Annotated in this window: 30 protein-coding genes; 12 read left to right on the forward strand and 18 right to left on the reverse strand. The window is 49.3% G+C overall.

From position 1 onward, the window contains the following. The 12 genes from HB679_RS00845 to HB679_RS00900 form a co-directional block, all read right to left on the reverse strand. Positions 1-2448 (reverse strand): TraG family conjugative transposon ATPase, encoded by a 2448-nt coding sequence (locus HB679_RS00845; protein WP_214070046.1) that lies wholly within the window; start codon positions 2446-2448, stop codon positions 1-3. Beyond that, positions 2426-2731, reverse strand: a complete 306-nt coding sequence (locus HB679_RS00850) for a DUF4133 domain-containing protein (protein ID WP_214070047.1) — start codon at positions 2729-2731, stop codon at positions 2426-2428. Before HB679_RS00850 ends, HB679_RS00845 begins: the two co-directional genes overlap by 23 nt. Position 2732: 1 nt before the next feature. Then, a complete protein-coding gene (locus HB679_RS00855) occupies positions 2733-3041 on the reverse strand; it encodes a DUF4134 domain-containing protein (RefSeq protein WP_214070048.1) in 309 nt (102 codons plus the stop codon). 83 nt (positions 3042-3124) lie between these two features. Then, a complete protein-coding gene (locus HB679_RS00860) occupies positions 3125-3583 on the reverse strand; it encodes a hypothetical protein (protein ID WP_214070049.1) in 459 nt (152 codons plus the stop codon). After that, complete coding sequence (locus tag HB679_RS00865) at positions 3580-4140, reverse strand: Panacea domain-containing protein (protein ID WP_214070050.1); 561 nt, start codon at positions 4138-4140, stop codon at positions 3580-3582. Before HB679_RS00865 ends, HB679_RS00860 begins: the two co-directional genes overlap by 4 nt. 91 nt (positions 4141-4231) lie before the next feature. Further along, entirely contained in the window at positions 4232-4498 is a 267-nt protein-coding gene (locus HB679_RS00870) for a DUF4134 family protein (protein ID WP_214070051.1), read from the reverse strand. Between the two features lies 1 nt (position 4499). Beyond that, entirely contained in the window at positions 4500-4790 is a 291-nt protein-coding gene (locus HB679_RS00875; RefSeq protein ID WP_214070052.1) for a hypothetical protein, read from the reverse strand. Further along, the gene (locus HB679_RS00880) at positions 4787-5110 is read right to left on the reverse strand and encodes a hypothetical protein (RefSeq protein ID WP_214070053.1); all 324 of its coding nucleotides are present in this window, start codon (positions 5108-5110) and stop codon (positions 4787-4789) included. Before HB679_RS00880 ends, HB679_RS00875 begins: the two co-directional genes overlap by 4 nt. Further along, positions 5082-5741 (reverse strand): ParA family protein, encoded by a 660-nt coding sequence (locus HB679_RS00885; RefSeq protein WP_214070054.1) that lies wholly within the window; start codon positions 5739-5741, stop codon positions 5082-5084. Before HB679_RS00885 ends, HB679_RS00880 begins: the two co-directional genes overlap by 29 nt. Before the next feature lie 26 nt (positions 5742-5767). Continuing rightward, the gene (locus tag HB679_RS00890; RefSeq protein WP_214070055.1) at positions 5768-6862 is read right to left on the reverse strand and encodes a relaxase/mobilization nuclease domain-containing protein; all 1095 of its coding nucleotides are present in this window, start codon (positions 6860-6862) and stop codon (positions 5768-5770) included. A 197-nt stretch (positions 6863-7059) separates the two neighbouring features. Next, positions 7060-7458 carry a plasmid mobilization relaxosome protein MobC gene (gene mobC, locus HB679_RS00895; protein WP_214070056.1) on the reverse strand — a complete coding sequence of 133 codons (399 nt, stop codon included), beginning with the start codon at positions 7456-7458 and terminating at the stop codon, positions 7060-7062. 162 nt (positions 7459-7620) lie between these two features. Continuing rightward, positions 7621-8580, reverse strand: a complete 960-nt coding sequence (locus tag HB679_RS00900) for a toprim domain-containing protein (RefSeq protein ID WP_214070057.1) — start codon at positions 8578-8580, stop codon at positions 7621-7623. 502 nt (positions 8581-9082) lie between these two features. Here HB679_RS00900 and HB679_RS00905 point away from each other — a divergent pair. The 4 genes from HB679_RS00905 to HB679_RS00920 are packed head-to-tail and all read left to right on the forward strand — an operon-like array spanning position 9083 to position 11073. After that, on the forward strand, positions 9083-9286 hold the full coding sequence (locus HB679_RS00905) for a hypothetical protein (protein WP_214070058.1): 204 nt from the start codon (positions 9083-9085) through the stop codon (positions 9284-9286). Continuing rightward, positions 9276-9452, forward strand: coding sequence for a DUF3606 domain-containing protein (locus HB679_RS00910; RefSeq protein ID WP_214070059.1), 177 nt, complete (start codon positions 9276-9278; stop codon positions 9450-9452). Before HB679_RS00905 ends, HB679_RS00910 begins: the two co-directional genes overlap by 11 nt. A gap of 54 nt (positions 9453-9506) precedes the next feature. Then, complete coding sequence (locus tag HB679_RS00915; RefSeq protein ID WP_214070060.1) at positions 9507-10682, forward strand: macrolide family glycosyltransferase; 1176 nt, start codon at positions 9507-9509, stop codon at positions 10680-10682. 52 nt (positions 10683-10734) lie between these two features. Continuing rightward, positions 10735-11073, forward strand: a complete 339-nt coding sequence (locus HB679_RS00920; RefSeq protein WP_214070061.1) for a zinc ribbon domain-containing protein YjdM — start codon at positions 10735-10737, stop codon at positions 11071-11073. An 8-nt stretch (positions 11074-11081) separates the two neighbouring features. Here the strand turns inward: HB679_RS00920 and HB679_RS00925 are convergent, their stop codons facing one another. Then, complete coding sequence (locus HB679_RS00925) at positions 11082-11468, reverse strand: helix-turn-helix domain-containing protein (protein ID WP_214070062.1); 387 nt, start codon at positions 11466-11468, stop codon at positions 11082-11084. Between the two features lie 111 nt (positions 11469-11579). Here HB679_RS00925 and HB679_RS00930 point away from each other — a divergent pair, with 111 nt between their 5' ends. Beyond that, positions 11580-12179: an NAD(P)H-dependent oxidoreductase gene (locus tag HB679_RS00930; RefSeq protein ID WP_214070063.1), complete on the forward strand. Its 600-nt coding sequence runs from the start codon at positions 11580-11582 to the stop codon at positions 12177-12179. Positions 12180-12234: 55 nt separating this feature from the next. Here HB679_RS00930 and HB679_RS00935 read toward each other — a convergent pair whose 3' ends face one another. From HB679_RS00935 to HB679_RS00945, 3 genes are all read right to left on the reverse strand, one after another. Then, complete coding sequence (locus HB679_RS00935; RefSeq protein ID WP_214070064.1) at positions 12235-13092, reverse strand: universal stress protein; 858 nt, start codon at positions 13090-13092, stop codon at positions 12235-12237. A gap of 76 nt (positions 13093-13168) precedes the next feature. Next, positions 13169-14434: a divalent metal cation transporter gene (locus HB679_RS00940; protein WP_214070065.1), complete on the reverse strand. Its 1266-nt coding sequence runs from the start codon at positions 14432-14434 to the stop codon at positions 13169-13171. 103 nt (positions 14435-14537) lie between these two features. After that, on the reverse strand, positions 14538-16313 hold the full coding sequence (locus tag HB679_RS00945) for an ABC transporter ATP-binding protein (protein ID WP_214070066.1): 1776 nt from the start codon (positions 16311-16313) through the stop codon (positions 14538-14540). Positions 16314-16664: 351 nt separating this feature from the next. Here HB679_RS00945 and HB679_RS00950 point away from each other — a divergent pair, with 351 nt between their 5' ends. The 6 genes from HB679_RS00950 to HB679_RS00975 all read left to right on the forward strand — a co-directional run bounded on the left by HB679_RS00950 (position 16665) and on the right by HB679_RS00975 (position 20068). Beyond that, positions 16665-17105, forward strand: a complete 441-nt coding sequence (locus HB679_RS00950; RefSeq protein WP_214071228.1) for an Hsp20/alpha crystallin family protein — start codon at positions 16665-16667, stop codon at positions 17103-17105. Positions 17106-17168: 63 nt separating this feature from the next. Beyond that, positions 17169-17459 (forward strand): hypothetical protein, encoded by a 291-nt coding sequence (locus tag HB679_RS00955; RefSeq protein ID WP_214070067.1) that lies wholly within the window; start codon positions 17169-17171, stop codon positions 17457-17459. A gap of 76 nt (positions 17460-17535) precedes the next feature. After that, positions 17536-17820: a circadian clock KaiB family protein gene (locus HB679_RS00960; RefSeq protein WP_214070068.1), complete on the forward strand. Its 285-nt coding sequence runs from the start codon at positions 17536-17538 to the stop codon at positions 17818-17820. A 42-nt stretch (positions 17821-17862) separates the two neighbouring features. After that, positions 17863-18105 carry a hypothetical protein gene (locus HB679_RS00965; protein ID WP_214070069.1) on the forward strand — a complete coding sequence of 81 codons (243 nt, stop codon included), beginning with the start codon at positions 17863-17865 and terminating at the stop codon, positions 18103-18105. Between the two features lie 168 nt (positions 18106-18273). Next, positions 18274-19239, forward strand: a complete 966-nt coding sequence (locus HB679_RS00970) for an SDR family NAD(P)-dependent oxidoreductase (RefSeq protein WP_255547509.1) — start codon at positions 18274-18276, stop codon at positions 19237-19239. A gap of 13 nt (positions 19240-19252) precedes the next feature. Further along, complete coding sequence (locus HB679_RS00975) at positions 19253-20068, forward strand: AraC family transcriptional regulator (RefSeq protein ID WP_214070071.1); 816 nt, start codon at positions 19253-19255, stop codon at positions 20066-20068. Here HB679_RS00975 and HB679_RS00980 read toward each other — a convergent pair. Next, positions 20055-20423, reverse strand: a complete 369-nt coding sequence (locus HB679_RS00980) for a helix-turn-helix domain-containing protein (protein ID WP_214070072.1) — start codon at positions 20421-20423, stop codon at positions 20055-20057. The two genes, HB679_RS00975 and HB679_RS00980, sit on opposite strands and share 14 nt — an antisense overlap. A 60-nt stretch (positions 20424-20483) precedes the next feature. On the opposite strand from HB679_RS00980, the gene HB679_RS00985 reads away from it, so the two are divergent. Beyond that, entirely contained in the window at positions 20484-21227 is a 744-nt protein-coding gene (locus tag HB679_RS00985; RefSeq protein ID WP_214070073.1) for an SDR family oxidoreductase, read from the forward strand. 31 nt (positions 21228-21258) lie between these two features. Here the strand turns inward: HB679_RS00985 and HB679_RS00990 are convergent, their stop codons facing one another. Then, positions 21259-22224 carry an AraC family transcriptional regulator gene (locus HB679_RS00990; RefSeq protein ID WP_214070074.1) on the reverse strand — a complete coding sequence of 322 codons (966 nt, stop codon included), beginning with the start codon at positions 22222-22224 and terminating at the stop codon, positions 21259-21261. Positions 22225-22227: the final 3 nt, after the last annotated feature.

The raw sequence follows: 22227 nt of genomic DNA on the forward strand, positions 1-22227 counted from the left end.
TTAATTTAGAATGTTTCCCACTTCGTTTACTCGTGAAACGAGTTCGCTCATAGAGAGCTTAGTGGTGTGTAAAGTTTGGATGAAGGCATCAATGCCGGCAGGATAGGAGCCATAAGCTTTTACATACGTTTGTATCGCCCGTTTCTCCGGCTTCTCCGTCGTATACGTCAGGTACTGCGCCAGCGAAGTCTCTAGTCCATACACCTCACCAACCGCGCCCCGCCGCATATAAAACTCCTTAAAACGCGACCGCCCATCCTTATTATCCAGTTGATTGATCGTAAAGATCTTCCGCTGCTCCGTCTCATTCAGCGACAACAACTTGGCGATCCCCTCATAATTATCCCGGAATTTCCGCTGGTCCAGCAAAATAATCGTATCCGACTCGCTGATGATCGCATCCTTTAAAATAGGGTTACCCAAGACATCCTCCAGCGATTGCGTCACCTCCATGATCTCCCCCCAGAACTTTCGAACCGTCTTGTTCAAATAGAGCATAAAACCTGCCATCATCGGTGAGGTCAAAGCCTTCCAGGCCTCCTCTAAAATGAGTGCCTTGCGCTGGCCCTGCCTGTGCCGCATCTTCTGCAGGAAAACATCCATAATGATTAAAGTCACGATAGGAAACAGAGTCTTGTTGTCCTGTACATTGTCAATTTCGTAGACAATAAACTTCTCGTTGAACAACGAAGCATCCGCCGGTTCATTCAAAATCGTTCCGTATTCTCCGCCTTTGTAAAACTTCTTCAACACGTACCGGAACTCATCTAAATCGAAGGGAACCCGTTCCTCCGTTTTGATAATCGGAATCTTGGCCACTGCGAAATCATAAAAAGAATTAAATGATAAGTTGGCGTCCAGCTCCCCCTGGAAAAACGCCCCATAATAACCACTGATCAGCTGCGTAATCACGTCCCGTTCTACCGTCGAAATCCAACCATTGGCACCCTTCCACAACAAAGCGATCAAGGTCACCAAATTCTCTTTCTTCTCCAGATTGTACTCTTCCTCAGAAATAGCGAAAGGGTTCATCGTGATCGGCCTCTGCTCCGAATAAGTAATATACTTTCCGCCGTAGTAATCGCAAAGCCCCGAATAGGAGTGACCCACATCCACGATCACCACATCCATATTGTACAGTAAATACTGCTCCACGATGGCGTTCACTAAAAAAGACTTGCCGGTACCCGAACTGCCGCAGACAAACTTATTCCGATTGGAAATCCGGTTGGTGCGCATCGGCAGGTCGCAGGGATCGATAGCGATGGGAATGCCCTGCCGGTCGGTAAAGCGGATCAGGAAATCCGAAGGCTCATCCACCGGCAGGGCCTCTTTAAAAAAAAAGCAGAGTGCCGCATCCGAAGTGGTCAGGAACCAATCGTACACCTGCAGCTCCACACCATTGCCCGGCAAAGCCGTTCGGAACAGTTCCAATTGATTGTAGGCGTTCTGATTCGGAATAATACCCAATCCAAACAATGAGCTTTCTATGTAATTGACAGCCTTCTGCAAACTTTCCTTTTTGGCCGCCAATACAATATTGAAATGTGCATTGACCAATAATTGGTTATTCCGTGCCACATCCTTCAGCAATACCTCGATATCCTCAACACATAGCGTATTGGCCGGATCAGGAATACCCGAATGCCGCTTCTTTTTGACCTCCAGTTTCGTCAGCGTTCCCTGCTGCGATGGAATCTCGATCACCTGGTTAAACAAAATCGTTTCAAAATCCGGCACTTTATACAAGAACGAAAACAGGTCCACCGGGAAACCCCGCAAATTCCCGTTATCATTCAATTCGGTATAAGGCCCGATCTCCAAAGGCAAATCCACCTTATCCGTATCGACCAGTGGAATACAACGCACCGAAATATCTCCCATGCCGATACCTGTATCGGAAGGCATCATATTATTCAGCGACAGCTTCTCACCAGAAAAATTCATGTTCAGCACCTGCCGCAGCAGCCTATTGATCTGATGCTCCATCAACAGTTTAGGTTCACATTTACCGGTTCGCAACACATCCATCACCTTATGCACCGCCGTGCTGAAATCCCGCAAATGCTTGGGGTCATACACATAAAACCGCCCGCGCTTCACCTGCCGCGTAAGCGTTAAAAAGCTTTTTATTTTTAAAGCATCCCTGCCGGCGAAATGGGCGTTATACTGCCGCTGCAAATACTCACCCGCCTCCTTCTCCGGATAAGGCGAACGATACAAGATATCCTGCTTCTGCAAAATATACCCATCCCCCAAAATCTTGATGACACCCGTCAGCAAACCATGAAATTCCTCGTAAGCCTCCGGCGAGGCCGAAAACTGCACCACCGGGTTTAGCAATTCAATAATGACCGAAAACTCCCCGCCGTTGCCGTACAGGATATCAAAGTCCCGCAGCCGGTCAACCCCGATATAAGGCAATTCAAATACTTTTTTGGCGGCCATACCTCAAGTTTTTAAGATTCGACGGGTAAACATAAATCCCCGTATGCCGGGCCTTGGCATGCAGCCCGCCCTTCTGTTTGGAAGCGATAAAGACCAGCCCGCCCACAATAAAGCCGACCAGCACGATAGCGCCCAACCACATATTGACCATCGCCATCGTGACCGAACCCAATACCAGGCCGGCCAGCACCGAACCCAGGCCCCAGTAGATATACTTGCCCTTGAAGCCCTTAAAAGTAAGGGGCCTTTGGAGCCCCTTATAAACTGCATACCTGGCCGCCATCTTATAACCCGAAAAAGGCTTTGATAATCAGCGAAGACAGAACCAGGAACAAACAACTGCCACCCCAGCCCATCAATTCCTTATTGATATCTTGATCCCCCGAGTTCCACTTGGAATACACCCGGATACCGCCGACAATGCCCACAATCCCGCCGATCACCAGCGTGATATCCGTTACCGGATCGATATAGGTTTTTAAATTAGTCGTCGCGGCATTCAAACCGTTAACGCCGCTTTGGGCAAATAATAAAGAGGGGCTGATCAAAGCAATGAAGAGCCAGGCCAATTTCTTTTTGGCATTTTTTAACATAAAACATACAGCAAGGAAATTATTGAAGCCGTCTTAAAGAGATCCTGCGGCTGACATAGAAAGAAATAACAAGCGATTCACGCTTAAAGGAACAACCCGTAGGTTTTTTTCAAGCTTGGCTTGATGGTTTTGGCGGACTTGATCAGGTCACGCAGTTGTTTTAGATCATCTGCAGATAAATTACCCAATACCCTGCCAGGATCGGTACCGATAATGTTATTTAATTGCTGTTTAGGCATGATATGCAAAGCGGTACAATCTACATGGGAGTCGTGCTCCAAATAATCGCGACCGGCAGCTAAAAACTCAGGGTTCAAGTCTTGTAATTCCTGGGTAGGAAATACTTTAAGATTTAAATCGGTATTGATATAAATGGTTGCCAGCGAAATATGATCAAATGATTCGCCCATAATGACCAGCCGTTTTTCTTTAGGAGGATTAGTATCGGCAACAAAGGTTTTAATGACAGTTCCAATGACCAGGTTTTCGGCGGCAAAACGCTGCCGCTCTTCTTCCGGAAACGCATCAGCCAACGAACTCATATCATTCTTGAAGAGGAGTTTTCTGCCTGAAGGCAAATGTAGGAAAGCATATCTTTAGACGTACCCGCGGCTTCTGCGATATCAAAATAAGACATTTCACCATCTTCTTTGTTTTCTGCTTTATTCCAGGCAGAATCATGTGATTTGTCTACTAAAGCGACGAAATCAAGTGCACTGTTTTCTTCAATCGAAAGGTTTAGCACCTCAATGTCCGATTCGGATAACTCATCCATGTCCGGTGCAAGCAAACCTGTAACGATTGGTTTATTGCCATCGCGAACGACGTTGAAAACGACACTTCTTGATAATGCTTCCTGGAATGGGGATTCTTGCTTTTCTGCCGCCTTAAATACATCATATAAAAACGATGGTACCGGGCCATACTTCATAGCATGATAAGAATCTCCGGTTAGCGGACGTCCAAAATTCTTGAGATGATATTGCTCAGCGAAATACAGCGTCTTAAAAACCTTATGAAAATCAGCCGGCCCAGTCCGCTGTAAAACATACAGTGCGGCGTGGATAGCCTTGTCTTTATCGGTGATGAAATTTAACATTGGGATACGCAAATATAGCATTTTTTTAATAATAAGCAAGCGATGCTAAAAGTTTTAGTCAAACTATGGTTAGTAAACGCTTAATTATCAATTATATCCCGAACAACGCATGGCAGAACGCGCCCAGTAAAACCATAAACAAGGCCGAAAAAAACCAGGCCGCCACATCACCCGTGATGCGCTCTTTACCCATCTGCCAGTTATGATAGATGCGCACCGCGCCGATGATACCCAAAATGGCAGCTAAAATCAGTGAAGCATCCCGCGCCGAAAAAAAAGATTGTGATAAATCCTGCTTCGCCTGCTGCATCTCATCGATACCCGGTTGAAAAAGCAATAATAGGAGTGGAGCTTTCATATCAGTAACTGACCGCCCCGGTATAAACAATGGACTCGGCCTTGGCCAGCTGGAAAAGCTGCTTGAGCCGCACACCACCCGAATCGGTCACCGGCGGCTTCGCCTTCTCGGGCATCTTCGGTGCCGCCTTTGCTTCGATAGCGACCTTCTGCGGCGCTTGTTCTTCAAACACCAGTTCAGGTATTATTTCGCCGCTTGCTTTGCGGCTGCGGGAAAGGTCCCACAAGATATTGCCCATATAGTAAAAGGCATACAGGCCGGATAACCAGCAGATAAATTTGATCCAGGTCATAAGGAAACGTTTTGAATAAATTGTTTGATAATAGATTTGAGTTCCGGGTGCTCCGCGAAGAGTTGCTGCACCGAAAAAGCGACGAGCTTGGTCGTATCTATACCCGTCGCCATCTTAAAATGGTTCAAGGTCTTGACGGTCTGCTCGTCAAAGCGCACATGCACCATGCTTTTATGCCCCGAATTGTCATAAGCCTCAATAGCTGCTATGATGGCAACGTCAGTATTAATTTTCCGCGCCGCCACGGTTTTCTTAGGCGCGGTTTTCTCAGAAGCGATCTTATTGCGGATCTCATCCGCCAGTGACGTGATCTTGGCCATAAGCTTTAATAATTTCTTGTATTTTTTCATAGACCGGTTCAAAGACAGGAATAATGAGCGGCACCACGGTTAGCGGCGTCATAAACGTATTGACCCTTTGAAAATCGATCCGGTCAGGAATAGGAACCATTAAGCTCCCTATTTTCAACAACTGGTCATTCACCTCCAATTGGGTTTCATACCTGACATTAGCTTTCATCCGGTTGGGCACATACACGATCCCGACTCGCTCATTGATTTTCTTGAGCACGACCGAGAATAAAATGGTCGACGTAAAGCTGAACTCGTCATAGGCAAAAGGACAGATCACCAAATCGGCCGCATTAAACACCGGTATCAAGCCATCGTCATCCAACTTGCCCGGCAGATCGATCAGCACCACTTCATTTTGCGTATCCCTCAGCAATTCCTTGATCACCGGGAAATGTTCCAGCCCAGCCGGGATGACCTCGTAAGCGGCCTCGTTCTCCAGTACTTTGGCCTTCTCATATTTCTGCGCGATACTTTGCTGGTAGTCCATATCGATGACATGGACCTTGATTTTTTTGGCCTGCGTCAGGTAATTCGCCAGCAAAAGCGTGAGCGTACTTTTCCCGCAGCCGCCCTTCTGGTTGCCGATAAGAATGATCATAAAAGAAAATTAAAAGATTAAAAAACTCAGCGCGTATTGGTGCGCGCCTTCTTCTGCCGCCGGCGCCGCATCCCGTGGATCTGCTGATCGTCGACATCCTCGGCGATGGAAATGCGGATTGGTACCTCATAGGCCGGCGAGGTTTCAGCGGCAGCTGGCTCAAAAGTCGTTTCTTCGCCTGCTGGCTCTTCCCGTTTTAAGTTAAGTTCGACCGGTTCCAAAAGCGCCGCCATAACCATAATCTCGCTGCCCTTAAAAACACGCTTCTGCGCATGGTCAATGACTGTATAACCGTAGGCTGGCTTGTCTTCGGACGCGTGAAAAACCAGTTCAAGACCAAACTTGACCTTTAAAAAATCGGCCAGGTCGGACCTGAATTTATGAAGCGGCTTCTCATACCCACTGGGCAAGGTGACCGTTGCAGGCGACAATGCTGCCGAATACCGGTGCCGGTACTTTTCAAAAATCGCTTTCAACTGGTTGGTACGCTGTTTATCGGCCGCATGATACTTTATCTTTTTTTCCGGTATAGGTAATAATTTCCTGCCGTATTTGATCAAATTCCCACCCCTGACGACATACCCCTTTGATTCGAGAATCATCGCGAACTGCGCCTTTGTACTGAACTTATAATTCAAAGCATCTTCCAAATCTTTCTTTGTTTCCAGGTTTTCGTCCCGGCCGGTTATCTTGTTTAGCACTTTCTGAGAACGGTCATGTTCGTAGCTGCTGTCGATTTTCTTCCCATTCCTGTCGATACGGCAACTCACGATGTGCACATGATTATGATCGGTGTCCGTATGAAAAAAAATCAAATAAGGCTGATCGCCATAGCCCATTTCCTTCAGCCATTTCTCTGCCACCACGGTCAACTCTTTATTTGTCGATGTTCTGCCGGCACAGGAAACCACCGCATGGAGCTGTGGATATATGGTTTTTTTGTTAAGACTCGCCAATTGCTCAAAATAATCTTCGTAGTCCTGCGCCCGTGCCACACTGAATCCGCCCAGCATACCAAAATTGGCGGCCGTCATCATTTCGGCCTTGCCCCGGTCAATCTTACGCAGGCTGTAGGCCACACCCCCAAAACCTTTGACTGATTCCAAGATTTTAATGACCATATCAATATAACAAGGTAACAGCCGATCTATATATCGCTATACCGACCTAACGATATGGCTTTATATCAACATAACTTACTATCTGAATATCAAGATAGCGGCATATCAATCTATCTACGTAACTATATAACCAAGTAGCGATATAACAATGTAACCGTATAGCCGTATAACATTGTAGTGGTAGAGCAGTGTATCACTTACCTGCCTTTTTTCATAATTTTCCGCATCGCAGTTTCCAATGCTTTCTGGTTACTATTATATTTTTCCATGAGGAAGTTAAATTGCAAAACCACCGATGGGTCAAGAATACCCTTGAGCAACAAAATATTTGCATAACGCGCCAGTTGGTTAATATTGTTCCCTGCCCGCCCAAGTTCAGTACCCGCTGCATCCAAAATCTTGATCAGCTCCTTTGAATTTACCAAAATCGCGGCTGAAGTACCCAACAGCCGCAAACGAACCAAATCGGTTTTCTTCAGACCTAATGCGAGTTCCATCTTCTCGATCTCCAGATATTCTGCTTCCGTAAAACGCGCATCAATCTTTTTGATACGTTTTCCCTCGGTCAAAGGCGGTCTGCCACTTAATTTTCTCATCAGGAAATACGTTGCGAATTTTCGGTTAGCCGAAAAACCCCCGGATGGGCAAGTGGCTTTTTAGAACGGCGGAAATTGATGCGAAGCCAATTTTTGTCGGACAAAAAGACATCTTGCCTATAAAAAAACGGAACGCCCTTTATTTATTAATAAGAGTACGCTTTACCGCTCGAAGGGCACGTTGACACGGGCAAACAGGTCTTTACGCGGCGGATTGGCGGCAAGCCGTTCCTCGCGCGACTGGCTTTTGCGTTTGTCATTGTAATCATGATAATCAGTATAAATCATCGATCGGTCACTGGCATAGGGGAGAGCCTTCAGCAAAGAACGCGTGGCCTGCCGGCCCGGTTTATCATGATCAAAAAAACAATCGATCTGTGGGTAGCGCATCGCTACTTTTATGGCTGCTTCCAGTAAACTCAGGCTGTTCAAAACGATGATACTTGTTTTATCGTCCGGGTGCTCATGCAGCCAGCTCAGGTAATCAAAATAACCCTCGAACAAAATCACATGCCTGGTATCGCCCTCGATGATGGTGAGCGCCTTTTTACCAAGGCAGCCCTTGAAATACTTATTGCGGACTTCCCAACCGCCGAGTTCATTCTGGTGGCCTGCCGCAAAGAAATGCTTACGCTGGTGCTTTTCATCCTCGACGCAATAATAAACTTCTTGCAAACGGCCTTTGGCCAAATGCAGCACACCCCGGTTCTCCAGGTAATGTTTGATTTGCGGATTGTTGCAATTCGGCTTTATTTCTTCCACCTGGTAATGCGGCAGCTTCAGCGCCCTGCGCCGGCGCCCGGCTGGCTGAAAAGAAAAAGGGGTGTCCGGCACAGCCTGCTGCGCCACCTCCCAAATCTTCTGCATGACGTCCTTAAAAGTCAGGTCGGGCCAGTAGGCCAGCCCAAAGTCGATGACATTGCCGCCCTTGCCGGTACCATGGTCATACCATACGCCAAGTGCGTCATTGACCGAGAATGACGGCGTTCTATCGCCCTCCCTTAACATGCTGTGGTAAACCTTTTCCTGTCCGCCTCCTTTGGCGGGCTGGTAACCGAGCCGTGCCAGCAGGCCGGCGACGGTCACCTGTTCTTTGATGATTGTCGGATTGATCGTGGTCATAACAAATAGTGTTTACTATTAGTCAGGACACAAAAAAAGGGAGCCCGAAACGGACTCCCCCTTAATATCTTTTGTTTCGGGACTACCTGCGTCGTATCCTACGATACGGACCCTCGTCTGCCAATGCGCTTTCACAAGAATTCATTCCTGCTTCGCAAAATTTCCAGGTGCTAATTGGATAATGCCTCGTCCCCCGATGTCAAATAACGTTCGTTGTTAATGACACAAAGGTTGGGAGACGCGAAATCTTTATTCCCAAAGGCACTACAGGAGCAGGGGCGATTTATGTTTAAATGCTTAGATATCAAGTTCATGAAATTAGGCCAGTTGGTCAAGTACATCAATATAGGTAGTCGGATAATCGCTATTAAACAGGCGATAGGGCTACTGGTATAAAAATGTACCGGGAATGACCGGCAGCACTTCGGCCAATCGGAAGTTTTAGATAGCAATAGGTGAAACAATACTTCGCTTATTTGCTTCTACCAACGAACGCTTACCTTTGAAAACAGCAAAAAAACATTCGCCTGTTGATATGGAAAAGAAACCTAAAAGAAAACGCTTGGTCAAGGTGCCGCCGAATGACGGTACGAATACGCCGGTGCCCGGCAAAATAGCAACGAACATCCTGTCTGAAAGCGAAGCAGCCTTATTCAAACAAGCCGAAACCCTTCAGGCGATCCGCATAAGATTTAATGGAAACTAAAAGAAAAAGTGTAGCGGCCGATACCCGCACGATAGACATCAGCGATGAATATGCCGTAGACTATTGGGTACAGGAATTGAAAACCACCAAAACCAAACTGCTCGCTGCGGTCGTCGAAGCAGGCGATGCTTTTGAAGCGGTCAAAAGGCAATTGAAGAAAGCCTGATGGTTTTTTTTAACTAGTTTAAAGTATTTTCCGCGCTCATTCGTCTATACTCCTATGTCGAATGTATTATTTTTAGGGATGCCCTCGCATGGGCATGTAAATCCAACTTTAGGGTTGGTGGACGAACTGACACGGCGCGGTGAGCAAGTGAGTTATTTTGCCGGGGAAACTTTCCGGGCAAAGATCGAAGCGGCTGGTGCCGTGTTTTTCGCTTACAGCGAAGACCTGGATATTTTTAAAGCCGGCGGCAAACCCGGACAAGGTGGCGGATTGCTGAGCGTAACGGCTAAAGCACCCTCGGTGATCGCGGATATCCTGGCGCAAACCGCCGGGATGAAATTCGATTACCTCATCCATTCCGCCGCCTTTCCTTTTACCGGCGCGATGGTCCAGCTCTTAGGCATCCCATCGGTGTCTTCACTGGCCGTTTTCGCCGGGCTGGACCGCTTTAAGGACATGGCCGGTTTTAAACTGCCGGATGAGGTCAAAGTAAATTATGAGCTGGTGGCCAATCAGTTAAAGACGACTTATGGGATTACCATGCCGGCCACCCCCATGGAAATGATGCTCTATCCCAGTGTGTTAAAACTGGTCTATACCTCGCGCTATTTTGCCCCGCCCTCGGCCTACCTGGACGAGACCTGCCGCTTCGTCGGGCCGCCGGTCTTTGAACGGCAAGAGGATTTAGACTTTCCTTTTGAGCGGCTGGAAAATAAGCGGGTGCTGTATATCTCGCTGGGGACGGTTTTCGGTGTTTTTGATACGAAACTGTATGACCTGTTTGCGGAGGCATTTGCGGACTGGGACGGTATCGTCGTCATGGCCGCGCATGGGGTCAATCTTAGCGGCAAGCAGTTCCCGAAGAATTTTATCGTGCGGGATTATGTGCCGCAGAATGCCCTGCTGAACTATACGGATGTGGCGGTCACGCATGCAGGCATGAACAGTATGAGCGACCTCATCAGTAAGGAAATCCCTTTTGTGAGTTTGCCGCTTGGAGCCGATCAGCCCTTATTGGCAGCCCGCGCCGCGGAATTGGGTGCAACGATCAGCCTGGACTGGAAACAACTAACGCCCGGAAGCCTGAACAATGCTGTGCAGCAGGTGCTCCGTGATCCCGCTTACCGGGCCGCTATCCGGAAGATCAATGATTCCTTCAAATCGGCCGGGGGCTATCCAAAGGCTGTGGACGAGATCTTTAGCTTCAAAACGGAGCATGATATAGCCTAAGCCCGGAAGACAAACAATTGTTATCTTTGCGCTTTCCATCAATTGAATAACCATGACTGAACTTGCACCTTGTCCCATCTGCCAATCCCCCTATACCTATGCATTGGAAAGCTTATTGGTTTGCCCGGAATGCGGGCATGAATGGAAGCTGGCAGAAGAATCCGCAAGTGAGGAAGGCTTTGTCGTAAAAGATAGCAATGGCAATATCCTACAGAATGGCGATACGGTCATCACGATCAAAAATCTTCCCGTAAAAGGCAGCTCTCAAACGATCAAAGCCGGCACCAAGGTCAAAAATATCCGTTTGGTGGACAGCGATCACAATATCGACTGCAAGATCGATGGCTTCGGCGCGATGGCGCTCAAATCAGAATTCGTAAAAAAAGCCTGATAGCGGGATCAAATACTTTTTCTGCTGGCGACGATACGCTGGCGGTGCTGGATACCCCAATCTTTAAGTTCGTTTAAGACCGGCTTTAATGACTTGCTGTAGGGCGTTAATTCATAAATGACCGTAACCGGTGTGGTGGAATAAACGGTGCGTACCACGAATTCATTGAGCTCCAGTTCCTTCAATTCCTTAGATAGGATCTTAGGCGTGATCTCCCCCAGCGAGCGCTGGATATCCTTAAAACGTTTTGGCCCTTCGGTCAGCGCGAAGATCAGCGGCAGCTTCCATTTACCGTTCAGTACATACAAGGCGTCCCGTATCCCGGCTACGCCCGCGGCACAGGCGTTTTCAGCGCAGGGGTGATTTTCCGAAATTTCTTTGATAGCTGTTTCCATAAGCGCAAAGGTAAAGAGTATCCCAAAGGATACCGGTATCCTTTGGGATAGTAATATCTTTTTGAAAGTCAGGGTGTTTAGGTTTGCCGGTGTACAATTAAACGTTACACCATGAAAAAGATATTGCATATCATCTCCAGCCCCAAGGGCGAAAACTCTTTCAGTATTAAGCTGGGCAACGCCATCGTAGCCAGGATCCAGGCAGCGAACCCCGGCAGTACCGTGGTCGTCAATGACCTGACCGAACATCCTTTCCCGCATTTGGAAGAGGCTACACTGGCGGCCTTTTATACACCTGCGGAAGATCAAAGCCCCGAAAATAAGCAGGCGCTGAAAAATTCAGACGCCGCAATTGCGGCCATCCAGGCGGCAGACGTGATCGTTATCGGTGCGCCGACCTGGAACTTCGGGATACCCTCGGTATTGAAAGCCTGGGTAGACCATATCGCGCGCGCTGGCGTTACCTTCAAATACAGCGAGGCCGGTGCCGAGGGACTGATCAAAAACAAGGTGGCTTATATCGCCATGGCCTCCGGTGCCGTTTTTTCCAGCGGGCCCTACCAGTCCTACGACTTCGTCTCCACGTATTTAAAAACCCTGTTAAATTTCCTGGGGATCACGGACCTGACCGTTTTCCGGGTGGAGGGCTCGGCCTATCCGGGCCAGGCGGAAGCAGCTTTACAAAAAGGGATCGAGAGCATTTCTTTATAAAAGGCAAGGCGGGTCGTTCAACACGATCCGCCTTGGTACCGGACAGCTGTACCCATTAACCGGCTTTGAAGATCAGCAAGGGAACCGGAGTCTGTCCGGACATTTCCTGGCTGTGGCTTTTATGCAGCAGTTCGTAAATGAAAGCATGCTCATGATGCACCATGGCCAGCAGGTCGATCTTTTCGCGCCTGATCAGCACTTCCAGCCCGCGTTCGACCTCGCGGTCCTCGACCACCATATAATCGATCTGGTCGTAATCACTGCGTTCGATCAGCTCCAGCAATAAGTGTTTGGTCCATTGCAGGAAATCAGCCGAATGGTTTTGATCGTTATAGATATGCGTCAGCAGCAGCGCTGCGCCCGTTTTTTCGGCGATGACGATCAGGCTGCTGATCGCCTTGATATCCTGGTCGGGCGCGCTGAAGTCACTCGCAAAAGCGATCCGTTTTACCGCGGCCGTTTTTGCCGATGGCGGCACCAGCAGGATGGGCTGGTCCAGGCACTCCCGCAGTTGAAGACCATGGTCACCCAGCAAAAAAGTACCCAGGGCACTGTCCGCATGGGTACCCAAAATGACCAGCTCCGCCGGATGCTTCAGGAGCTGGGCCTGGATCACTGCGGTGACCGTGCCGGCGCTCATCACCTGCGTGACTTTCGGCTGAAAGCCTGCGCCCCCGCCCTGGTGCGCCAGTTCCTGCTGTAATTCCAGCAAGGCTGCCCGGCTGTCCTGCATCAGTCCGTCGAGTTCGGTATCGGTCAAGCTTACAAAACCCGCCTGGGGCATCTCCGCCGGAATGGTCATGGCATGGCAGAGGAATACGCCGGTATGCATTTGCCGGGCCAGGTGATAACCATATTTCGCCGCATGGGTGGCATTAGGGGAAAAATCGGTAGCGATCAGTAAGTTTTTCATGTGGGGTATGTTGTTTTGTAAAGATATCGCTTTCCTAAGCCGCGTTAAATGATCTTCGTCACCTGAGCCATACATATCAGCCCTTGAATTGAAAATAAAGCATGGCGAATGCCGCGGCGGTCATCAGCACAAAGGTCAGCCACCCGAAGATATTGGACCAGCGGCCGTTCACGTTCCTGCCCATGATCTCTTTATTGTTGCTGATATGCAGCACGACCAGGATGATCACCGGTGCCGTCAGCCCGTACAGGATCGCCGAATAGATCAGTCCCTGTATCGGGGTGATACCAATAAAATTGAGCAGCACGCCCACGACCAGCGAAACAATGATCACCCCGTAAAAGGGCTTGGCCTGGTAGAACTTCTGATCCAGCCCAGCTTTCCAGTTAAAGCTTTCCGCCGCCATATAGGACAGCGAGCCGCTTAATACCGGAATGGCTAAAAAGCCGGTGCCGATGATGCCGATCGCAAATAAGGCATAAGCCAGGTTGCCCGCGATCGGCTTCAAGGCCGTCGCCGCCTGTTCAACGGTATCGATCTTGCGGATCCCGTGCGGGTAAAGCACGCTGCCGCAGGTCAGGATGATAAAAAACATGACCAGGTTGGAGAACAGCATGCCCACATCGACATCCTTGCGCATGGTGCTCAGCATACGCTTATCGACCATGATCGTAGCCCCGCCTTTACTCACGTCTTCGGCTTCCATGGTCGCCTGCCAGAAAAAAAGATAAGGGGAAATGGTCGTGCCCAGGATGGCCACCAGGGCGCTGATATAATCTTTATTGAACTGAATATGCGGGATAAAGGTCGATCGGAGTACCTGCAGCCAGTTTACCGTGGTAAAAAAAGGAACGATGAGGTAGATCAGCAGCGTAATGCAGAACCATTTCAGGATCCCGGCCAGCTTCTGGTAAGAATAAAAGATAATGGCCAGCAGGATCATGATGGTGAACACGATACTAAAAGCAAAAGCGGGTACAACCGGAATGATCAGGTTAGCCGCCGCCCCCATACCGGCAATATCGGCGCCGATATTCAGGATCACCGCCGGAAAAGAAAAAAGGATCATGACCCAAAGGATCCATTTAGGATAGTGGTCTTTCAGGGTGGTGGTCAGGCCCTTGCTGGTGACCAGGCCGATACGCGCGCACATTTCCTGGATGGCCGCCATCAGCGGAAAGGTAAGGAGTGCGGTCCAAAGGGTAGTCAGACCGAACTGCGCGCCGACCTGCGAGTAGGTGGCGATTCCTGAAGGATCGTCATCGCTGGAGCCGGTGACCAGGCCTGGCCCCAGCACTTTTAACGCTGACAATACTTTTTTAAATGGCCCTTTGCTTTTCATATCCGCTGATTAATCGGATAAAGGAGTATTTATCCTTATCCTGCTCCGTAAATGTATATTTTAATTTGCATTAAATGCTGCGATAAAATAGCCTGCAAATGTATCACTCTCCTTTACTCGCCGTTACCTGCGGTTCGGGACGCCGCTCGCCAATCTGCTGGCGCCATAAGGCATAGTACAAACCTTTATTGGAAAGGAGTTCCTCATGGCTTCCTGATTCGGCTATCCGGCCTTTTTCCAGCACATAAATCGTATCGGCATGCATGATCGTCGACAGCCGGTGCGCGATCAGGATCGTCATCTGGTCGCGGCTGAATGATACATCGCGTATGGTCTGCGTGATCTCTTCTTCGGTCAGCGAGTCGAGCGCCGAGGTGGCCTCGTCAAAGATCAGCAGCCGGGGCCGCCGCAGTAAGGCCCGGGCGATCGAGATGCGCTGCTTCTCGCCGCCGGAAAGCTTCATACCGTTCTCGCCCAGCATGGTGTTTAATCCATTGCCTGCTTTGGCGATGAGCTTAACTGCTGAGGCTTTGCGCAGCGCTTCCATCAGTTCTTCATCCGTAGCCGTTGGCTGCACCAGTAATAAATTGTCACGGATAGTGCCGGCATACAGCTGCGTGTCCTGGGTTACAAAACCGATCTGCCGGCGCAGCGGGTTATAACGGATAGCAGCTGAGCTAACGCCGTTAAAACAGATATTCCCGGTAACAGGAATATACAGGCCGACCAGCAGCTTGACCAGCGTGGATTTACCCGAACCGGAAGGACCGACAAAGGCGATGGTGCGTCCCAGGCGGATATCAAAAGAAATATCATCGATGGCATTATAATTGGCGGTCCGGTGCCGGAAGATGACGTTTTCAAAACGCAGTTCTTCCAGCTCACCGATCTCCACCGGCTCCTCCGGCCGGCGCTCGATGGGTTTGTGCATCAGCACATCAAAGCTCTTGAACGAGGCATCCGCTTCGCGGTAGAGCAAAATGAGATTGCCCAGGTCCTGCAAAGGCGTAAAAATAGCGGTCGAAATGAACTGCATGGCGATCAGTTCGCCGGTGCTCAGCACCTTGCGGAAGATCAGCCACAACAAAATAAACAGGATGGATTGTTTCAGCAGGTTAAGCATATTGCCCTGCAGGAAAGATAGGAAAGCCACTTTACGCGCTTTATACAGCTCCAGGTCGAAGATGGTTTTGGTCTGCGCGTTCAGCCGCCGGATCTCGGCAAAGGTCAGGCCCAGGCTTTTGACCAGTTCGATATTGCGCAGGCTTTCGGTGATGATACCTGCCTGGGCATCGGTCTGCCGGTTGATGGAACGCTGGATCGTTTTGATGCGTTTGGACAGCAGGCCGGTCAGCGAACCCAGTATAATGATACCTACAAAGAATACCGGTACCAGCAGCCAGTTCTTGCTCAGGCTGTAATACAGCAGGAAAGCGACGCCCACCAGCGAGGAGAACAGGACGGTGACAAAAGCATTGATGAACCGCTCCGCATCCGTCTTTACCTTTTGCAATACCGAAAGCGTCGTACCGCTGCGGTTTTCCTCGTACTCCTGGAACGACAGCCGGAGGGTTTGTTTCAGGCCGTCGTTAAAGACCTGCATACCAAATTTCGCCACGGTCTTCCGCGTCACATAGTCCTGTGCCGATTTAAATAATTTAGAAAACAGCGCCAGGCCAAGGGCGATCAGCAGCCAGTACAAAATACCGCTGATCAGCGCGGGTTGCCCCAAATGCTGCTTGTTGGTCGCATACTGGTCAATGATATGCCCGAAGATCACCGGGTCGATCAGCGCCAGCAGCTGCGCCGCCGCTGCCAGGAACAAGGCTAAGCCGATCAGCCCGCGGTACGGTTTTAGATATTGCCAAAGTAACTTCATGTTATTTAAGCAATTTTCAGGGCGGATTGTTCATAAAAATAGCCGGCCGTATGGGCGGACCGGCTATTTATCGAAAGTTTGACGAACAATCGGTTGGAATGATGATACAACCTTTGCGCGTAAAAAAGGTTTTATGGTTTCCATCTTCCTACATTTTTTTCCACGAACACCTTAATCGTAACAGAGTGCTGAAAATCTGACAGCCACGATGTAAAAATTGCAGTGGCCCGCTGAAAATTTTGCAGTTAAAACCAGCATATCCGCGTTGGCATGTCCCTTGTAGTATTTGCTGCGAACAATCGTTCTTTAAGTTTAATGAATTAATGGTTTTATCCTTTAAAAGAAAAAATGATGACATTGGTTAAATTTAATCCGGAAAAAAGAAACAGCTCCTTATTGCCAGGCTTTAGTGACGTTTTCGACGCTGTTTTTAACGACACTTTTTTTAACGACCGCATGGTGGCCCGTGTGCCCGCCGTGAACATCAGCGAGACGGAGCATAATTACCAGGTGGAGCTGGCAGCGCCCGGTTTGAAGAAGGAGGATTTCAAACTCAGCCTGGAACGCAACAACCTGACCATTTCGGTAGAGCGATCCTCCGAACACGAGGATAATCAAAAGAGCTACAGCAAACGCGAATACAGCTATAGTTCTTTTGTGCGCTCATTCACTTTGCCTGAAAGCGCCGATGACAGCCAGATCGATGCGACTTATACCGATGGCGTATTGCGCATTGACATCGCCAAACGCGAAGAAGCCAAAGCGGCGCGCAGGCAGATCGAGATCAAATAAGTGTTGAATCGTATTTTAATTCCAAAGGGCCCCTGCTTGCAGGGGCTCTTTAATTTAATCGCTATGGAAACACAGTTTTATATTTTGCTGAGTCTGAAAACGCCGGGAGGCTTCGTCGATTACGGGCAGTATTTCTTTGGTGATGACCGGGACGCCGCTTATGAATTATTCCGGCAATTAAAGGGGGATAAACAAATACATGAGGGTTGCCCATTGCATATCGACCTGGTGGAAACGGTAAATGAACTGCCGGTGAAGATCAATAGCCTTTGCTGCACGCTCGAAGAGCTGGGCGCTAATTGTAAATTGATCGCGCGGGAGATTTTCCGCTTAAAAAACCTGGAGGAAATGTAAAAGCAGCGGACGCTGTTGTGGAATAATTTTTGTGCCGGTATTGGCTTGTACTTTGTTTGACTTTTAATCCATGAGCATGAAGAAAGAGAAATACAAACTATGCCTTTATATCGCCGGTAAAACGCAAAAAGCCGAAAGGGCGATGACCAACCTGAAAAAGATCTGTGAAGAAGAATTGGCTGACGAGTACACAGTCGAGATCGTCGATCTGCTGGAGCATCCGCACCTGGCGGAAGGCGAACAGATCATCGCGGTGCCGACCCTCATCAAAAAACTACCGGCGCCGCTGCGCGTGCTGGTCGGCGACCTTTCGGATAAGGCCAGGGTGCTGGTGGGCCTGAACATTGTACCCGCTGAATAAAATACACACCGTAATTGTGGGCTATATTTTTTAAATTTGGTTATGCTGTCGCTGGAGAAATTTAATGCACTTAATGAACATGACCAGGCGGAAGCCATCTGGAACGGAACTTTCCTGGCCGACCGGGAAGAGAATGGCCTGGTCGTGCGCTTGTATAGTTTGGGAACCTTCTATGGCGAGGTATTTTATGATGCCCATACCAATAAGATACTCCGGTTAAAAGCATTTGATACGACCAGCCAGCTGGTGCCTTACCTGGCACATATCCGGTTTAATTTGCATTGATCCTGAATGACCGGGCCGGCTTAATCTAACCTGCGTTTAGGTTATGCTTGACACGCTCAGCAAAGTAAATTGACAGGCTCAACAAAATCCCCGCACCCGCATCCGCCTACTTTTGTCCTATAACATTTAACAAAAATCAAAATGGAAAAGAACAATTATCAAGGCGCGTTGCAACATCCCCTGGGCTCCGGTTTTAACGCGGCCTCGACCGCAAGCGAAGTTATTAAAGGTATTGACCTGGCCGGGAAGATCGCGATCGTTACCGGTGGGAACGCCGGTATCGGTCTGGAGACCACCAAAGTGCTGGCCGCGGCAGGCGCAACAGTGATCGTTCCGGCCAGGGATCTGGAAAAAGCAAGGAAAAACCTGGAAGGTATCCCAAACGTAGAAATGGAGGCCATGGATCTCTTTCAGCCGGACACGATCGATGCCTTTGCCGAAAAATTCCTGGCTTCAGGCAGGCCGCTGCACTTGCTCATCAACAATGCCGGTATCATGTGGGTGCCCTTGCAAAGGGATAGCCGCGGGTTCGAATCACAATTAGTCACCAACTATTTGGGACAGTTTCAGTTGGTGGCCAGGCTGTGGCCCGCGCTTAAAGAAGCCAACGGTGCACGCGTGGTCAATGTTTCTTCGCAGGGGCATCATTTCGCACCTTTCAATTTTGAGGATACCAACTTTACCCATCGGGATTATAATACCTTGCAGGCTTACGGGCAGTCAAAAACAGCCAGCAACCTGTTCGCGCTGGAACTGGATATCCGTGCCAAAGCCTTTAATGTCCGGGCTTACTCCCTGCACCCGGGTTCTATCGCCGGTACCGAACTGGCCCGGAACGCAGATATCGAACTCTTCAAACAGATGGGTTTCTTTGATGAGCAGGGTAACATCCGCCCGGAAGTGCTGGCGGGCCTGAAAACCGTCCCGCAGGGTGCCGCTACGACCGTATGGTGCGCGGCCAGCCCATTACTCAACAACGTCGGAGGCGTTTACTGCGAGGACGGCGATATCGCTGAATTAGACCAGGACTCCGCTACCAGCGGCGTACGACCCTATGCCCTGGATGAAAACAACGCCAAAAGGCTTTGGGACTTGACAGAGGAAATGACCGGTATCCTTTTCCCGGTTATTTAATAACTTTAACCCAATGGAACACCTATCCAAATACTTAACCAGGGACATCAAACTTTCCAGCTACGAGGACAAACTGTTCAAGTCCGACCTGCTGTTTGATGATCATATGCTGGTTTGGTTCATTTCAGGCGAAACCAGGATCATACAGGCAGAGTCGACGTTCAATTTTAAAACGGGTGATATTTTCCTGATTCCCAGGAATGAACTGGCGACGATCATCAATTATCCCAAAGATGGTTTGCCGCATAAAACCGTGGTCATGCATTTATCGGCCGAAAGGCTGAAGAAATTCTATGAAAAGATCGACATCGGGAAGCACCTGCTGCCTGAACAGAAAATATACAGCTTCCGTAACCATCCGCTTTTAGCGAGTTGCCTGGCTTCGCTCATACCGTATTTCGATGTGGAAGGAGCTTTCCCCGAAGAACTGGCCGATTTAAAGATCACCGAAGCGATCCGTATTTTGCGGCTGATCGATCCGGGCGTAGACAGCGTACTGGCCAACTTTGACGCACCGGGTAAAATTGACCTTGTCAGTTTTATGCAGCGCAATTTTATGTTCAACAGGCCGCTGGAAAAATTAGGCTACCTCACCGGCCGCAGTTTGTCCACGTTCAACCGGGATTTCAGAAAACTGTTCCATACAACCCCGCAGAAATGGCTGACGGATAAAAGACTGGAACTCGCTTATTATCATTTGACCGAAAAGAAGAAAAAACCGACCGAGGTTTACCTGGAGGTAGGTTTCGAGGACCTGTCCCATTTCTCCTTTATCTTCAAGAAGAAATACGGCCTGTCACCCCATCAATTGCTGTCTAAATGCCCCTGATCTTTTCGCGGTGCTGCTTGCCCCATTTGATCATTTCCAGGATAATATCGCCAAAGCTCCGGCAATATTCGGTAACGGTGTATTCCACCAGCACCGGCGTATCGGGCGTTACCGTACGCTTCAGCAATTGATTGGCCTCCATTTCCTTGAGCTCGCGCGAAAGCATTCGCGTGGTAATGCCGGGAATGCTGCGTTCGATATCCCGGAAACGTTTGTTGCCGTTACAAAGGGAATTGATGATCGGCAGCTTCCACTTACCGCCCAGGACGTAGATCGTGTCCTGCAAGGCTTGTACTTCTTCCTGTTGATTGCGGGGGTTCGATAGGATCGCCGCCGCCTTTTCCTGTTTGGTCATGTTGGTATACTCTGTGATACTGGTAACAAAGTTATACCATTTACCCGGTATTTTTGCAGCATGGAAAATTTAACAGGTAAAATCGCCGTGATCACCGGCGGCAACAGCGGGATAGGCTATGCCACCGCCAAAGAATTAAAAGCACGTGGTGCTATAGTCATCATCACCGGCCGCCGTCAGGATGCGCTGGACAAAGCGGCCGCTGAACTTGGCGTAACCGGCTTGGTAGCCGATCAGTCCAGTATCTCACAAACCACGGAATTAGTGAATAAAGTCAGCGCACAATTCGGCCGGATCGATATTTTGTTTATCAATGCCGGCATCGTCGGTACCGCGCCCATTGCGGAAGCTACCGAAGTACTTTTTGACAACATTTTTAATATCAATTTCAGGGGCGCTTATTTTACCCTCAGCAAATTTATCCCTTTATTAAACGACGGGGCTTCGGTGGTCTTCCTTTCCTCCAATACGGCCAGCATGAACGGCGCGCATTCCTCCATTTATTCATCCGGGAAAGCCGCGCTCAATTCCGTTATGCGCATCGCCGCGGTGGAGCTCGCGCAGCGCCGTATCCGGGTGAACGCGGTAAGCCCGGGACCCACCCATACGGAGATCCTGAATAAACTTGGGCTCGATGAGGCGGCCCGCAAAGGCCTGGATGATTGGTTGATCGAACGTATCCCTTTGAAAAAGATCGGGACGGCGGAAGATGTCGCCAAAATGGTCGCTTATTTTTGCGGTGACGCAGCCAGTTTTATTACCGGCGCTGAGGTGGTCATGGATGGCGGGATGTCGCTGGCTTAAATGTAATCAAAAAAAGAAAAAAGCAGGTCCATTATTCCCGGCCGATCTGGCGGGGGAGCAGGTCAAATCTTTTTTTGAACGCTGCTGAGAAATGATGCGGGTTTTTATAACCCACGGCTTCCGAAACCTCATTCACTGTCCTGCCCTGTTGTAATAATAGGTAAGCCCGGTCCATCCGCACCTGAGCGAGGTAACCGAATACGGTCTGATTAAACAATGACTTGAAACCTTTTTTGAGTTTGAAATCATTGAGACCGGTTTTCCGGGCCAGTTCGATCAGCGAGCAGGGGGTCTGTATATTGGCTTCAACGATATCCCGCGCCTCGTGGAGTTTATCAATATCTGCCTGGCTGAAACTGGTTACGGCCGCCTGTTTGTTTTCAATCCTTTCCAATTGCAGCGACAGCATTTCCAATATTTTACTTTCCAGGAAGATCCGGCGGATATACTCCGGCTGCCCGGCCTGCATCATTTCTTTAACCAGGATACCCAGTCGGCTACCCGTTGGCTCGTTCATGGTCAGCAGGGTCAGGTTTTCCTCCCCGCCGCCTTCAAACCGGTCGGGGAGGAGGTCCTTGCCTAATAATTTCCGCACAAAACGCCGCGTCAGGCAGATGGTAAACGCCGTCGAAGGTTTCGCAACCAGGAGTTCTGCTACTAGCGCATCGCTGTACAGCATCTGATATTCCTTTTTCTTCATCTGGATCTTTTCCCGCTCCGGCCCGAAGGAAGTGCTGATCTCTCCTGAAAGTACAAAGCTCATTAACCAGCAAAAGCTGTCGCACTGCAGTTTCATCTGGCAGGGGCCGTTCATTTTAAAATCCGTGCTCAGCAGACAGGCCCCCTCAAACCACACTTCCTTGAGCCGGATCTGGCCACCCCCGGCATTGACCGTCGATTCCCGTTTTTGCAGTCCGGCGGCGCTGCCGAACTCTTTGGGATAGGAGAGATCGAGGTAAGATAGATGGTCCGGCAGGGAGGTAAAGGTGATGTGCATAAA

Source organism: Mucilaginibacter sp. dw_454, assembly GCF_018449775.1.
In the GTDB taxonomy this organism is placed as follows: Bacteria; Bacteroidota; Bacteroidia; order Sphingobacteriales; family Sphingobacteriaceae; genus Mucilaginibacter.

What these genes read in the sequence shown, in the direction of transcription:
- HB679_RS00845 (WP_214070046.1), bottom strand. Translation starts at nt 2,448, where the DNA reads ATGGCCGCCAAAAAAGTATTTGAATTGCCTTATATCGGGGTTGACCGG.
- HB679_RS00850 (WP_214070047.1), bottom strand. Translation starts at nt 2,731, where the DNA reads ATGGCGGCCAGGTATGCAGTTTATAAGGGGCTCCAAAGGCCCCTTACT.
- HB679_RS00855 (WP_214070048.1), bottom strand. Translation starts at nt 3,041, where the DNA reads ATGTTAAAAAATGCCAAAAAGAAATTGGCCTGGCTCTTCATTGCTTTG.
- HB679_RS00860 (WP_214070049.1), bottom strand. Translation starts at nt 3,583, where the DNA reads ATGAGTTCGTTGGCTGATGCGTTTCCGGAAGAAGAGCGGCAGCGTTTT.
- HB679_RS00865 (WP_214070050.1), bottom strand. Translation starts at nt 4,140, where the DNA reads ATGTTAAATTTCATCACCGATAAAGACAAGGCTATCCACGCCGCACTG.
- HB679_RS00870 (WP_214070051.1), bottom strand. Translation starts at nt 4,498, where the DNA reads ATGAAAGCTCCACTCCTATTATTGCTTTTTCAACCGGGTATCGATGAG.
- HB679_RS00875 (WP_214070052.1), bottom strand. Translation starts at nt 4,790, where the DNA reads ATGACCTGGATCAAATTTATCTGCTGGTTATCCGGCCTGTATGCCTTT.
- HB679_RS00880 (WP_214070053.1), bottom strand. Translation starts at nt 5,110, where the DNA reads ATGGCCAAGATCACGTCACTGGCGGATGAGATCCGCAATAAGATCGCT.
- HB679_RS00885 (WP_214070054.1), bottom strand. Translation starts at nt 5,741, where the DNA reads ATGATCATTCTTATCGGCAACCAGAAGGGCGGCTGCGGGAAAAGTACG.
- HB679_RS00890 (WP_214070055.1), bottom strand. Translation starts at nt 6,862, where the DNA reads ATGGTCATTAAAATCTTGGAATCAGTCAAAGGTTTTGGGGGTGTGGCC.
- mobC (WP_214070056.1), bottom strand. Translation starts at nt 7,458, where the DNA reads ATGAGAAAATTAAGTGGCAGACCGCCTTTGACCGAGGGAAAACGTATC.
- HB679_RS00900 (WP_214070057.1), bottom strand. Translation starts at nt 8,580, where the DNA reads ATGACCACGATCAATCCGACAATCATCAAAGAACAGGTGACCGTCGCC.
- HB679_RS00910 (WP_214070059.1), top strand. Translation starts at nt 9,276, where the DNA reads ATGGAAACTAAAAGAAAAAGTGTAGCGGCCGATACCCGCACGATAGAC.
- HB679_RS00915 (WP_214070060.1), top strand. Translation starts at nt 9,507, where the DNA reads ATGTCGAATGTATTATTTTTAGGGATGCCCTCGCATGGGCATGTAAAT.
- HB679_RS00920 (WP_214070061.1), top strand. Translation starts at nt 10,735, where the DNA reads ATGACTGAACTTGCACCTTGTCCCATCTGCCAATCCCCCTATACCTAT.
- HB679_RS00925 (WP_214070062.1), bottom strand. Translation starts at nt 11,468, where the DNA reads ATGGAAACAGCTATCAAAGAAATTTCGGAAAATCACCCCTGCGCTGAA.
- HB679_RS00930 (WP_214070063.1), top strand. Translation starts at nt 11,580, where the DNA reads ATGAAAAAGATATTGCATATCATCTCCAGCCCCAAGGGCGAAAACTCT.
- HB679_RS00935 (WP_214070064.1), bottom strand. Translation starts at nt 13,092, where the DNA reads ATGAAAAACTTACTGATCGCTACCGATTTTTCCCCTAATGCCACCCAT.
- HB679_RS00940 (WP_214070065.1), bottom strand. Translation starts at nt 14,434, where the DNA reads ATGAAAAGCAAAGGGCCATTTAAAAAAGTATTGTCAGCGTTAAAAGTG.
- HB679_RS00945 (WP_214070066.1), bottom strand. Translation starts at nt 16,313, where the DNA reads ATGAAGTTACTTTGGCAATATCTAAAACCGTACCGCGGGCTGATCGGC.
- HB679_RS00950 (WP_214071228.1), top strand. Translation starts at nt 16,665, where the DNA reads ATGACATTGGTTAAATTTAATCCGGAAAAAAGAAACAGCTCCTTATTG.
- HB679_RS00955 (WP_214070067.1), top strand. Translation starts at nt 17,169, where the DNA reads ATGGAAACACAGTTTTATATTTTGCTGAGTCTGAAAACGCCGGGAGGC.
- HB679_RS00960 (WP_214070068.1), top strand. Translation starts at nt 17,536, where the DNA reads ATGAAGAAAGAGAAATACAAACTATGCCTTTATATCGCCGGTAAAACG.
- HB679_RS00965 (WP_214070069.1), top strand. Translation starts at nt 17,863, where the DNA reads ATGCTGTCGCTGGAGAAATTTAATGCACTTAATGAACATGACCAGGCG.
- HB679_RS00975 (WP_214070071.1), top strand. Translation starts at nt 19,253, where the DNA reads ATGGAACACCTATCCAAATACTTAACCAGGGACATCAAACTTTCCAGC.
- HB679_RS00980 (WP_214070072.1), bottom strand. Translation starts at nt 20,423, where the DNA reads ATGACCAAACAGGAAAAGGCGGCGGCGATCCTATCGAACCCCCGCAAT.
- HB679_RS00985 (WP_214070073.1), top strand. Translation starts at nt 20,484, where the DNA reads ATGGAAAATTTAACAGGTAAAATCGCCGTGATCACCGGCGGCAACAGC.
- HB679_RS00990 (WP_214070074.1), bottom strand. Translation starts at nt 22,224, where the DNA reads ATGCACATCACCTTTACCTCCCTGCCGGACCATCTATCTTACCTCGAT.